The 12,327-nt window shown below is 61.3% G+C and carries 11 protein-coding genes; 3 read left to right on the forward strand and 8 right to left on the reverse strand.

Annotated elements, in window-relative coordinates; translation table 11 throughout:
* Positions 1 to 49: 49 nt before the first annotated feature.
* Positions 50 to 796, forward strand: a complete 747-nt coding sequence (locus EXN22_RS10785) for an SDR family oxidoreductase (protein WP_130264034.1) — start codon at positions 50 to 52, stop codon at positions 794 to 796.
* On the opposite strand, the gene EXN22_RS10790 is transcribed toward EXN22_RS10785, so the two are convergent.
* From EXN22_RS10790 to EXN22_RS10805, 4 genes are all read right to left on the reverse strand, one after another.
* Positions 797 to 2,890, reverse strand: a complete 2,094-nt coding sequence (locus EXN22_RS10790) for a hybrid sensor histidine kinase/response regulator (protein ID WP_130264035.1) — start codon at positions 2,888 to 2,890, stop codon at positions 797 to 799.
* Positions 2,891 to 2,966: 76 nt separating this feature from the next.
* Positions 2,967 to 4,376 carry a GntR family transcriptional regulator MpaR gene (gene mapR / locus EXN22_RS10795; RefSeq protein ID WP_130266792.1) on the reverse strand — a complete coding sequence of 470 codons (1,410 nt, stop codon included), beginning with the start codon at positions 4,374 to 4,376 and terminating at the stop codon, positions 2,967 to 2,969.
* 41 nt (positions 4,377 to 4,417) lie between these two features.
* Entirely contained in the window at positions 4,418 to 5,830 is a 1,413-nt protein-coding gene (ccoG, locus tag EXN22_RS10800) for a cytochrome c oxidase accessory protein CcoG (protein ID WP_130264036.1), read from the reverse strand.
* Between the two features lie 121 nt (positions 5,831 to 5,951).
* Positions 5,952 to 6,191, reverse strand: a complete 240-nt coding sequence (locus tag EXN22_RS10805; RefSeq protein ID WP_130264037.1) for a DUF3203 family protein — start codon at positions 6,189 to 6,191, stop codon at positions 5,952 to 5,954.
* Positions 6,192 to 6,333: 142 nt separating this feature from the next.
* Here EXN22_RS10805 and EXN22_RS10810 point away from each other — a divergent pair, with 142 nt between their 5' ends.
* Entirely contained in the window at positions 6,334 to 6,858 is a 525-nt protein-coding gene (locus EXN22_RS10810) for an MgtC/SapB family protein (RefSeq protein WP_130264038.1), read from the forward strand.
* Between the two features lie 537 nt (positions 6,859 to 7,395).
* On the opposite strand, the gene EXN22_RS10815 is transcribed toward EXN22_RS10810, so the two are convergent.
* The 3 genes from EXN22_RS10815 to EXN22_RS10825 all read right to left on the reverse strand — a co-directional run bounded on the left by EXN22_RS10815 (position 7,396) and on the right by EXN22_RS10825 (position 9,736).
* Positions 7,396 to 8,295, reverse strand: a complete 900-nt coding sequence (locus EXN22_RS10815; RefSeq protein ID WP_130264039.1) for a hydroxymethylglutaryl-CoA lyase — start codon at positions 8,293 to 8,295, stop codon at positions 7,396 to 7,398.
* Positions 8,296 to 8,314: 19 nt separating this feature from the next.
* Positions 8,315 to 8,716: a MerR family transcriptional regulator gene (locus tag EXN22_RS10820; protein ID WP_028944211.1), complete on the reverse strand. Its 402-nt coding sequence runs from the start codon at positions 8,714 to 8,716 to the stop codon at positions 8,315 to 8,317.
* A 90-nt stretch (positions 8,717 to 8,806) separates the two neighbouring features.
* Positions 8,807 to 9,736, reverse strand: a complete 930-nt coding sequence (locus tag EXN22_RS10825; protein ID WP_130264040.1) for a LysR family transcriptional regulator — start codon at positions 9,734 to 9,736, stop codon at positions 8,807 to 8,809.
* A 137-nt stretch (positions 9,737 to 9,873) separates the two neighbouring features.
* Here EXN22_RS10825 and EXN22_RS10830 point away from each other — a divergent pair, with 137 nt between their 5' ends.
* Complete coding sequence (locus EXN22_RS10830) at positions 9,874 to 11,103, forward strand: acyl-CoA dehydrogenase (RefSeq protein ID WP_130264041.1); 1,230 nt, start codon at positions 9,874 to 9,876, stop codon at positions 11,101 to 11,103.
* On the opposite strand, the gene EXN22_RS10835 is transcribed toward EXN22_RS10830, so the two are convergent.
* Positions 11,097 to 12,119 carry a TerC family protein gene (locus EXN22_RS10835; RefSeq protein ID WP_130264042.1) on the reverse strand — a complete coding sequence of 341 codons (1,023 nt, stop codon included), beginning with the start codon at positions 12,117 to 12,119 and terminating at the stop codon, positions 11,097 to 11,099. The genes EXN22_RS10830 and EXN22_RS10835 overlap by 7 nt on opposite strands.
* Positions 12,120 to 12,327 lie beyond the last annotated feature (208 nt).

Below are 12,327 nucleotides of genomic sequence, written 5' to 3' on the forward strand. Positions count from 1 at the left end.
GACTGCGTTAGCCTTGAAGGGTTAACGCCATTGGGAGCAAGGAGTATCCATGGACAAGGTTATCGTGATCACTGGCGCCAGCCGCGGCATCGGCGCCGCCACCGCACGCCTGGCGGCGCAGGCCGGCTACCGCATCTGTATCAATTACCTGAGCGATGACGAGGCGGCCCAGGGTGTACTGGCCGAAGTCCGCGAGTTGGGCGCCGAGGCCATTGCGGTCAAGGCCGATGTCAGTGTCGAGGACGAGATCATCTTGCTGTTCCAGCGCGTTGATGCCGAGCTTGGGCCGGTTACCGCCCTGGTCAACAACGCCGGCACCATTGGCCAGAAGAGCCGGGTCGAGGAAGTCTCCGAGTTTCGCCTGCTCAAGCTGATGAAGACCAACGTGGTCGGGCCGATGCTATGTGCCAAGCATGCGTTGCTGCGCATGTCGACACGCCATGGCGGGCAGGGTGGCAGTATCGTCAATGTGTCGTCGGTGGCTGCACGCCTGGGCTCGCCCAACGAGTACGTCGACTACGCCGCCTCCAAAGGGGCGCTGGACACCTTCACCCTGGGCCTGGCCAAGGAAGTCGCCGGCGAAGGCGTGCGGGTCAATGCCGTGCGTCCGGGCTACATTTTTACCGAGTTCCATGCCCTGAGCGGCGACCCGGATCGGGTCAGCAAGCTGGAACCCAGCATCCCCATGGGCCGTGGCGGCCAGGCCGAGGAGGTGGCCGAGGCGATCATCTGGCTGCTGTCAGACAAGGCCTCGTATGCCACCGGCAGCTTCCTCGATCTGGGTGGCGGGCGCTGATCAGCCGATCATCTCCTCGATGCGCTGGGCCAGGCTATCGAGGCTGAAGGGTTTGGTCAGCAGCCGCGTTGTGGGTTCGAACACACCGTTACCAAGCACGGCCTGTTCGGCGTAACCGGTAATGAACAGCACTTTCAGCCCTGGCCTGAGCTTACGGGCGGCGGCGACCAGTTGCTGGCCGTTCATGCCCCCGGGCATACCGACATCGCTGATCAACAGGTCGATGCTGACGCCCTTTTGTAACGCCGCCAGGGCGCTGTGGCCGTCGGCAAACTCAATGCGCTCATAGCCCAGGTCGCTGAGCACCTCGCCCACCAGCATGCGGATGGTCGCTTCATCGTCCACCAGCATCACGGTTATGTCGCGCAAGTCACGGCGAGTACGCACGTGCGCCAGCGGCTCACTGGCAGGCATGGCAGCGGACTCCAACCGTGGCAGGTACAGGTGCACGCTGGTGCCCTGGCCGGGTTCGGAGTACACCCGCACTTGTCCGCCGGACTGCCGCACGAAGCCATAGACCATCGGCAAGCCAAGGCCTGTGCCCTGGCCCGTCGGCTTGGTGGTGTAGAACGGTTCCAAGGCCCGCGCCAGTACATGAGGGGGCATGCCACTGCCGTTGTCGCTGACGCTCAGCATCAGGTAGTCGCCGGGCGTCAGGTCCAGGTGTGTGGCGGCCTGCTCATCGGCCTGCAGGTGACGGGTTTCAATGTTGATCCGGCCCCCCGCCGACATCGCGTCACGGGCATTGAGGCACAGGTTGAGGAGGGCGTTTTCCAGCTGCGAAGGGTCGATGCTGGCGCGGCACGGGGCACTGGCGGTGAACAGCTCGATGTCGATATGCGGGCCGACGCTGCGGCGGATCAGTTCGACCATGCCGCTCACCAGGCGGTTGACATCGATGGTGCGAGGTTCCAGGGTCTGGCGCCGGGAGAAGGCCAGCAGGCGGTGAATCAGCGCTGCGGCGCGGTTGCAGGTATCTTGCGCGGTACGCAGGTAGGCGTCGATTTCCTGATGCAAGCCGCGGCCCAGCATTTTGCGCGACAGCTCCAGCGAACCCAGGATGCCGGTCAGCAGGTTGTTGAAGTCATGGGCGATACCGCCGGTGAGCTGGCCTACCGCTTCCATCTTTTGCGACTGACGCAAGGCTTCTTCGGTCTTGCGCAGGCGCCTCTGTTCCTGCACCCGCTCGCTGATGTCGTAGGCGAACAGGTAAGCGCCGATCAATTGCCCGTGTTGGTCATGCAGCGGGCTGAAACGCAGTTCGAAGTGACGATGCTGGTCACCTTGGCCAAACTCGGCGACCTCGGCGAACGCCTCTCCCGTGAGGGCTCGGGCCCACAGCCGCAGCCCTCGGGCGCAATCGTCGGGGCATTGGGCCATGGCCTCAGGCATGCTGTCGCCAACGCTGGGGGGCAGGCCGAACACCCGTTTAAAGCCCTCGCGGGCAGCACTGTTGATTGCCAGCCAGCGCATATCCAGGTCCAGCACATGAATTTGCGCCAGGGTCGCCTCGACCACATCGGTCAGCACCCTGCGCTCGGCCACCGCCTGGGCAACGCGTTCCTCCAACTCTTCATTGAGGTGCTTGAGTGCGGCTTCCGCATGTTTGCGCGCCGTGACGTCCTGGAACAACACCGCAACCTGCTTGCGGCTGGCCGGCTCCATGCGAAAGGCGCAGACATCCAGGTGCCGGCCGGTGGCGACCAGTTCCTGATCGAAGCGGATCGGCTCGCCGCTATGCAGTACCGGCCCATAGCGGGCGAGCCAGCCATCGGCCTCGTCGGGCACCATTTCGCGCAGTTTCTGCCCGATTACATTGTCGATACCGGCATGCTTGGCGTAGGCGGCGTTGGCGTCGACATGGATGTAGTCACTGAGCGGGCCGTGGGGGCCGTCGAAGAACTCGATGATGCAGAAGCCTTCGTCCATGGCATCGAACAGAAAGCGGTAGCGCTGCTGGGTATCGGTCAGGGCCTGCTCTGACTCGGCAGGCTCTGCGCACTTGAGCTCGGCCAGTTGCGCCTTGAGTTGACTGTTCTGCTGCTGCAGTTGTTCAAGCTGCAGGCGAAGGGACTGCACTTCACTCGACGACATGCGGGCGTTCCGACCTGAGGGACAGTGGCAAATGTAGCGTCCCCATCGGTACTCAACAACTGAGCAGCGATGACAATCAGAACGAGCGAACGATCTTGCCCAGGGTTTCCATGGCCTTTTCCGATTGTTCGGTCCAGGGGCTGCCGTAGTTCAAGCGGATACAGTTGCGAAAGCGCCGAGTCGGGGAAAAGATCGGCCCGGGGGCGATGCTGATGCCTTGCGCCAACGCCATCTGGAACAGCTTGAGCGAGTCCATCTGCTCGGGCAACTCCAGCCACAGGAAGTAGCCGCCGGCCGGATGGCTGACCCGGGTCTGCGCCGGAAAGTAGCGAGCGATGGCGGCGAGCATGGCCGCCTGCTGTTCTTCCAGGGCATAGCGCAGCCTGCGCAGGTGACGGTCGTAGCCGCCGTGTTGCAGGTAGTCGGCAATCGCCGCCTGGGCCGGCATCGAGGCACACAGCGAGGTCATCAGCTTCAGCCGTTCGATCTTTTGCGCGTAACGCCCGGCCGCTACCCAACCGATTCGATAGCCCGGTGCCAGGCTCTTGGCGAACGAGCCACAGTGCATCACCAGGCCGTCGGTGTCGAAGGCCTTGGCCGGCTTAGGCGCCTGCTGGGCGTAATACAGCTCAGCGTAGACATCGTCTTCGATCAGCGGCACCTGATGCTCGCGCAACAGTTCAACCAGTTGTTGTTTCTTCTCTTCCGGCATGCTTGCGCCCACCGGGTTCTGAAAGTTGGTCATGCACCACACGGCCTTGACCGGGTGCTTGGCCAGGGTTTGGGCCAGCACCCCGAGGTCGATGCCTTCGCGCGGATGCACAGGGATTTCCACGGCCTTGAGCTTGAGCCGCTCGAGGATCTGCAGGCAGGCATAGAAGGCCGGTGCCTCGATCGCCACCAGGTCGCCCGGCTCGGTCACCGCCTGCAGACACAGGTTCAGCGCCTCCAGCGCACCGTTGGTGATCAGCAATTCTTCCATGGGCAGCATCAGGCCGCCAACCATGTAGCGCAAGGCGATCTGCCGACGCAGTTGCGGGTTGCCCGGCGACAGGTCGGTGACCACCATCCGCGGGTCCATCTCGCGGCTGGCGCTGGCCATGGAACGGGCCAGGCGCGGTAGCGGGAACAGGTTGGGGCTGGGGAAAGCCGAGCCAAAGGCCACGGTTTGCGGGTCCTTGATCGAGTCGAGGATCGAGAACACCAGCTCGCTGACATCCACTTTGGTGGATTCGCTGGCCTGCTCGATGATCTGCGGCTCGCTGAACTGGCGCGGCGCATGGGCGTTGACGAAGTAGCCCGAGCGCGGCCGGGCGCGGATCAGCCCACGGCGTTCCAGCAGGTAATAGGCCTGGAACACCGTGGACGGGCTGACGCCGTGGGTCTGGCTTGCGTATCGCACCGACGGTACACGCTGGCCGGGGCCCAGGACCCCGGAGCGAATCAGTTCGGCAATGTCGTCGGCAAATTTCTCGTAGCGTTTCATCATGGCTCGAAAGGTTTCGGATGCTCGGGCAGTGTATGGGATCAGCGGTTCAAAGGCGCGACAAAACGGCTATGAGCAACGCTGCGGATGCCCGGCTCGTCGGTGTCGAGCAGTTCGAAGCTGATGTCCTGGGAGCTGCTTTGCGGGCGGTCGGCCAACATTGCTACCGACACCGGCACGTCGCTCATTTCCCCGGCAGCCAGGCTGAACTCGGTCTTGCCGTGCAGCTCGAAACCTTCTGCATCGAGCAGGCGCAGGCGATAGTGCTGGGTCTGCTGGGTCTTGTTGATGACCTTGAGGGTGTAGATGTTTTCGATCTGGCCCAGGCTGTTCTCGCGGAACAGGCCGCGGTCCTTGATCACGTCCATCGACACCATCGGCCGCTGATTCAGGGCGATGACCAGGGCACCGATCATCACCACCAGGGCGGTGATGTAACCGAGCAGGCGCGGGCGCAGCCAATTGGTAGTGCCGCCTTGCAGGGTGTGTTCGGACTTGTAGCCGACCAGGCCACGGGCGTAGCCCATCTTGTCCATGATCGAGTCGCAGGCATCGATACAGGCCGCGCAACCGATGCACTCCATCTGCAGGCCGTCACGGATGTCGATGCCGGTGGGGCAGACCTGCACGCACATATGGCAATCGATGCAATCGCCCAGGCCCTTGGCCTTGTGGTCGACCTCTTTCTTGCGCGGGCCGCGCGACTCGCCGCGTGCCGGGTCGTAGGCGATGGTTAGGGTGTCCTTGTCGAACATCACGCTCTGGAACCGGGCATAGGGGCACATGTGCATGCACACCGCTTCGCGCATCCAGCCGGCATTGATGTAGGTGGCGCCGGTGAAGAACAGGATCCAGAACAGGCTGACGCCGCCCAGTTGCAGGGTGAACAGCTCTTCGGCGAGAGGGCGGATGGGGGTGAAGTAGCCGACGAAGGTCAAGCCGGTGAGCAGGCTGATGCCCAGCCACAAGGTGTGCTTGGCCGAGCGCCGGGCCAGTTTGTTCAGGCTCCAGGGCGCAGCGTCGAGTTTTATCCGCTGGTTGCGTTCGCCTTCAGTGATCTTCTCGCACCACATGAAGATCCAGGTCCAGGAACTCTGTGGGCAGGTGTAGCCACACCACACCCGGCCGGCGAACACGGTGATGGCGAACAGACCAAAGGCGCAGATGATCAACAGGGCCGAGAGCAGGATGAAATCCTGCGGCCAGAACGTGGCGCCGAAGATGTGGAACTTGCTGTCAGCCAGGTCCCAAAGCACGGCCTGACGACCGCCCCAGTTCAGCCAGACGGTGCCAAAGAACAGCAAAAACAGAAAACCCGCGCCAGCCAGGCGCAGGTTACGAAACAAGCCGGTAAAACTACGGGTATGGATGTGTCTGTCGCTGCTGGCAGGCTTCTTCTTGAAGGTGGAAGGCTCAGCAATTTCAACGATCTGGACGGGGATTCTATCGCTCATGGTTCGTCGCTCATCAGGCCTCGATCAGGCCAGAGCACTATGGCGTCCCATCTGTTTGCATAACAGTCTCAGATATTTCTATAAAAACCGTATCAGATTTCCCCTGAAATCCCTGCAGGCCTCAGATAATCGAGCCTTGCTCGGTCTGCTTGAGGTGCCTGCGACCATCCACCGCACCCGCTACAGTCAGGGCATCGGCTTCCTGCTCGGTGATCGGTACACGCACGCCTTCGAGCTCCGCCACCGACATGCGCAGGGCTTCGTCGGTGACGATCCGCACGTCGCGAGCCTCACCCTGGACATGCATGGCCTCGCTGATCAGGGTGCAGCGCTGGTTGCTCGGGTCAATTTCAATGGGCATGGCCGCGTCCTCGTTACTGGGGTCTTATGTTTGGGACCGCACCAATACAGTGGATGCTGGCGGCAACCGATCAGCGGTCAGTGGCGCACTTGCCGGCAATGCCGATGTCCATCGATTAACCCCTTTTGCATGGACACACGCCATGGACGCCTGGTGGCATCAAGTCTGGATCACCCTGGTGGCAGAGTTCGCCGATATCACCGATGCCAAACAGCTCACCCAGGTCAGCGTGCGCCTGATCATGGCAGCGCTGCTGGGGGCTATTCTGGGTTTTGAGCGCGAACTCAAGGGCAAGGCTGCTGGCGTGCGTACCCATATGCTGGTGGCCCTGGGGGCGGCCCTGTTCGTGCTGGTACCGCGCATGGCGGGCGCAGACGATGCGGCTTTGAGCCGGGTGGTGCAGGGGATCGTTGCCGGCATCGGCTTTCTCGGTGCCGGGACCATTCTCAAGGGCCATGACCAGGAACCCGGGCATGTCAAAGGCCTGACCACCGCTGCGGGTTTGTGGATGACTGCGGCCATCGGCGTCGCCGCCGGTGTCGGGCGTGAAGCGACCGCGGTGATCAGTACGTTGCTGGCGTTGCTGGTGCTGGGTGTGATGCCACTGGTGGTGAACCGCTTCGAGAAGGACGACGAGGATGAAAACGGGGAGGGCAGGAAGCACTGAGGGGAGCCTAGGCTCCCCTCAAAGATTGTTGCGTGCTCTTTTTTTATTATTGGAGGGCGGCCTGTTATTGTTTTTGGCGACCGTTGCCTCTGCTTCGTTGGCGATCCCCATCCGGGATCAAGAGCAAACGTATTTTTTTGAGCGCGGATAGACTTTCATCATTGCTGATCCAACCATGACCTGAGCTACCTTGGGGTAGTTTTATTGTTTTGAGTCCGGTTGCGGGGCGAGCCCCTGGAAAGCACATCCTCTCCAAAAAAATCTGTTAGCTGCGCCTCTGTCGTGTTGTTCTTGTTATGTCAGAGTCGTTTCGTCTTATTTTTATTGGGTGTGTCGCACTTTTTATTGTTCTTGTACCTGAGATATAGCAGGTGCCGTGCCAACTTTTTAAAACCCAGTAAAATCAATGGTTTGAAGATTTTCCTGAAAAATAGACCCGGAAAATTCTGTCGATTTGTTTCCGTGTTACCCGGAATTTCCCTGAAAAGTGCGGGAGCGGTAACACCCAGATGCCGACCGGGCTGTTACCGCGTGTGTTTACTGTGCGTGACGGGCGCGAGCCACCCGCGAGCCGCTGGCGCGGCCCAGTACTTCACTGATACGCAAGCCAGCGGCAATCAAGCGCTCCAGGTCGATTCCGGTGTCGATGCCCAGGCCCTGGAGCATGTACAACACGTCTTCACTGGCAACGTTACCGCTGGCGCCCTTGGCGTAGGGGCAGCCGCCAAGGCCCGCAACAGAGCTGTCGAACACACTGATACCTTCGAGCAGGCTGGCATAGACGTTGGCCAGGGCCTGGCCGTAGGTGTCATGGAAGTGACCGGCCAGTTGCTCGCGTGGCACTTGGGCGCCGACCACTTCGAACAGGCGCCGGGTCGCCCCGGGGGTGCCGGTGCCGATGGTGTCGCCCAGCGACACTTCATAGCAGCCCATGTTGTACAACTCACGCGCCACCGGAGCGACCTGCTCGGCACTGATCAGGCCTTCATAGGGGCAGCCCAATACGCAGGACACATAACCGCGCACCTGCACCCCGTGTTGCCGCGCGGCGTCCATGATTGGCACAAAGCGCTGCAGGCTTTCGCTGATCGAGCAGTTGATGTTGCGCTGGGAGAACGCCTCGGACGCTGCGGCGAATACCGCTACCTCCTTGACCCCGGCGGCCAGCGCATCCTCGAACCCACGCAGGTTCGGCGCCAGCGCCGCGTAAGTCACACCGCTGTATTGCTGGATATTGGCAAACACCTCGGCGGAGCCGGCCATCTGCGGTACCCACTTGGGCGAGACGAAGCTGCCCACCTCTATGTAGGGCAGGCCTGCCGCACTCAGGTCATCGACCAGCCGCACCTTGTCGGCGACGCTGATGGGCTGGGCTTCGTTCTGCAGGCCGTCACGCGGGCCGACTTCGACCAGGCGGACTTTTTCAGGCAATGACATGGGCAGGGTTCCTCTGGGCTCAATGGCTGTTTTTCTGGTTGTTCAGGGTCGCGGCAAGGGCTTGCTCGCAACGCTCTTCGGCGGTATCCAGCTCCAGCTGCATCTGCTGGATGTCGAGCAGTTGCTGCTCAAGCTGGGCACGGCGTTCGGCGATCTTTGCCAGCATGCTGTGCAGTTGCTTCAGGTTACCGCTGGTAGGGTCATAGAGTTCGATCAGCTCACGGCACTCGGCCAGGGAAAAGCCGATGCGCTTGCCGCGCAGGATCAGCTTCAGGCTGACCTTGTCGCGGGCTGAATACACCCGTTCCAGGCCACGGCGTTCCGGGCTGAGCAGGCCCTGTTCTTCATAGAAGCGAATGGCCCGGGTGGTGATGTCCAGCTCGCGGGACAGGTCGGAGATGCTGTAGGTCTGGCTGCTCATTGCTTGGCTCGGAAAAAGGTATGGAGCTAAGCTAATTGCAGGTTTACGTATACGTCAAGCAAGGATTGCTGGGGCAATCCCCGCGCCTATTCAGGTTTCAGCCCTGGCCGCCCGCTCATCCTGCGCCACCACGCTTTGGCACAGTTCGATGATCTGTTCACGCATCCAGCGGTTGGCTGGGTCCTGGTCGGTGCTTTCATGCCAGTACAGGTGGGTTTCCAGCGCGGGTACATCGACTGGCAGATTGACGTGGTTGAGCTGATGACGGCGGGCAAAGCGTTCCGGAACGGTCATGACCATGTCGGTCTGCTGCAATACCTGCGAGGCCATCAGGTAGTGCTGGGAGCGCAAGGCGATCTTGCGCTGCACGCCCATCTTGCCCAGGGCGAGGTCGACATAACCCAGGCCATTGCGGCGGCTGGAAATATGAATGTGGGTCAAGGCCAGGTAGTCATCCAGGCTGAGCTTGTCCTTGAACTGCGGGTGGCCCTGGCGCATGGCACACACGTAGCGGTCTTGCATCAGTTTGACGTGACGCACCTGCGGGTCGGTGTTGAGCGGCGCATCGACGGCAAAATCCAGGCGTCCAGCAGCCAGTTCCTTGGTGGTCTCCCGGCGTTTGCACGGGAAACTCTCGATCACCACGGCCGGGGCCAGGCGACGCAGGCGCTGGAACAGCGGTGGCAGGATAACCGCCTCGGTGAGATCGGTCATGCTGATGCGAAACGTCTTGTTGGCTTGCAGCGGGTTGAAGATACGGCTTTCCTGCACCGACACCCGTAGCAGCGAAAGGGCATTGCGCACCGGACCGATAATATTCTGCGCCATGGGCGTAGGCACCATGCCCTGGGCGGTGCGCACGAACAGCGGGTCGTTGAAGGTTTCACGCAGGCGCGCCAAGGCGTTGGACACCGCCGGCTGGGTGATACCGACAATCTGCCCGGCCCGGGTCAGGTTGGCTTCGGTGTAGATGGCATCGAAGACGATGAACAGATTGAGGTCGACCTTGCTCAGGTTCATGGGCGCTGCTCTTGTTGGTGTTATAGGTGGATCATATATCGGTTATGAATGTTAATACACGCCGAGAATAGGCTAGGTGGATTTTGCTGACTGATCTAGGATCGATATCAGATCCCTTTCCATTGAAGGTACTGCCCATGGATTTCGCCTATTCACCCAAGGTCCAGGCGCTGCGCGAACGTGTCACGGCGTTCATGGATGCCTATGTCTATCCCGCCGAAGCGGTGTTCGAGCGCCAGGTTGCCGAAGGCGACCGCTGGCAGCCGACCGCGATCATGGAAGAGCTCAAGGCCAAGGCCAAGGCCGAGGGGTTGTGGAACCTGTTCCTGCCCGAATCGGAACTGGGCGCGGGCCTGAGCAACCTTGAATACGCACCCCTGGCCGAGATCATGGGCCGCTCGCTGCTGGGCCCCGAGCCGTTCAACTGTTCAGCACCGGACACTGGCAACATGGAAGTGCTGGTGCGCTACGCCAACGAAGAACAAAAACGTCAGTGGCTCGAGCCGCTACTGCGCGGCGACATTCGTTCGGCGTTCGCGATGACCGAGCCCGACGTGGCCTCGTCCGACGCCACCAACATGGCCGCCCGCGCGGTGCGTGACGGTGACGAGTGGGTGATCAACGGCCGCAAGTGGTGGACATCCGGTGCCTGCGATCCGCGCTGCAAGATCATGATCTTCATGGGCCTGAGCAACCCTGACGGCCCGCGCCACCAGCAGCACTCGATGATCCTGGTGCCCACCGACACCCCCGGGGTGAAGATCGTTCGCCCATTGCCGGTGTTTGGTTACGACGATGCACCCCATGGCCACGCCGAAGTGCTGTTCGAGAACGTGCGCGTGCCTTACGAAAACGTGCTGCTTGGCGAGGGGCGCGGTTTCGAGATCGCCCAGGGGCGCCTTGGCCCGGGCCGTATCCACCACTGCATGCGTTCGATCGGCATGGCCGAGCGGGCCCTGGAGCTGATGTGCAAGCGCTCGGTAGAACGCACCGCCTTCGGCCGGCCACTGGCACGCCTGGGTGGCAACGTCGACAAGATCGCCGATTCACGGATGGAAATCGACATGGCCCGGCTGCTGACACTCAAGGCCGCCTACATGATGGACACCGTTGGCAACAAGGTTGCGCGCAGTGAAATCGCCCAGATCAAGGTGGTGGCGCCGAACGTGGCCCTCAAGGTTATCGACCGGGCGATTCAGATCCACGGCGGCGCCGGTGTCTCGGCCGACTTCCCGCTGGCCTACATGTACGCCATGCAGCGCACCTTGCGCCTGGCCGATGGCCCGGATGAGGTGCACCGCGCGGCGATCGGCAAGTACGAGATCGGCAAGTACGTGCCCAGGGAAATGCTCCGCAGCGGTCACTGATGTTTGCCGTGCAAGCCCACCTCTTTTTCAGCGGTGGGCTTGCTGCGTGAACGGGTCGAGAACAGCGAAAACAATATTCCACCGCTGAGCAGGGTGATGGTCACCCCCAGCGACAGCATCGGCGGTACGGTACCGATCAGGCCGTGGTAGAAAATCTTGCCACCGATGAACACCAGCACCAGCGCCAGGGCGTACTTGAGGTAGATAAAGCGGTGCATCAGCGCTGCCAGGGCAAAGTACAGGGCGCGTAACCCGAGTATCGCGAAGATGTTCGAGGTGTAGACGATAAACGGGTCCTGGGTGATGGCGAAGATCGCCGGCACGCTGTCGACGGCGAACACCAGGTCGGCCAGCTCGATCAGGACCAGGGCCAGGAACAGCGGCGTGGCATAGCGCAATGCTTTGCTTTGCCCGGTTGGGGTGAGGTGCACGAAAAAGCGTGGGCCATGCAACTCGTCGGTCACCCGCAGGTGGCGCCGGACGAACTTCAGTACCGGATTGTTCGCCAGGTCCGGGTGGGATTCTTCCCCGGAGAACAGCATCTTTATTCCGGTGAACAGCAGGAAAGCGCCGAACACATAGAGGATCCAGCCGAACTCCTGCACCAGGGCACTGCCCAGGCCGATCATGATCGCGCGCAGCACCACAACCCCGAGGATGCCCCAGAACAGCACCCGGTGCTGGTAGCGGCGGGGGATGGCGAAGAAGCTGAAGATCATCGCCATGACGAACACGTTGTCCATCGACAGCGATTGCTCGATCAAAAAGCCGGTGTAGAACTCCAGGGCTTTCTGCGCACCCAGTTCGAACCAAACCCACACGCCGAACAGCATACCGACACTGAAATAGCCGCCATACAGCAGCAGGCTTTCGCGCATTTCGATTTCGTGCAGTTTGCGGTGCAGCACGCCCAGGTCCAGTACCAGCAAGGTCAGGACGATGCCGAGAAAAGCCAGCCAGAACCACAGGCTGGTGCCAAGGAAGTCGTTATCGAAAAATACCTGTAGAGCTGCCATGAGCCCCTCCTTATTGTCGACGTTGCTGAGCAACAGTGACTCCGACATGGCGGCTTGGCAGCCGTCAGAGGGGCCCGGCGTCACTAAGGACAAGCCTAGACCCGCGGGCGTAGTGGGGAAGGGCGGCGCTGTAACATTTCTTTGCCAAGTGTTTGGTAATATTTCCATTTAACATTTGCAAACAATTATTATTAAGAAATACTCTCTG

The organism is Pseudomonas tructae (assembly GCF_004214895.1).
GTDB lineage: Bacteria > Pseudomonadota > Gammaproteobacteria > Pseudomonadales > Pseudomonadaceae > Aquipseudomonas > Aquipseudomonas tructae.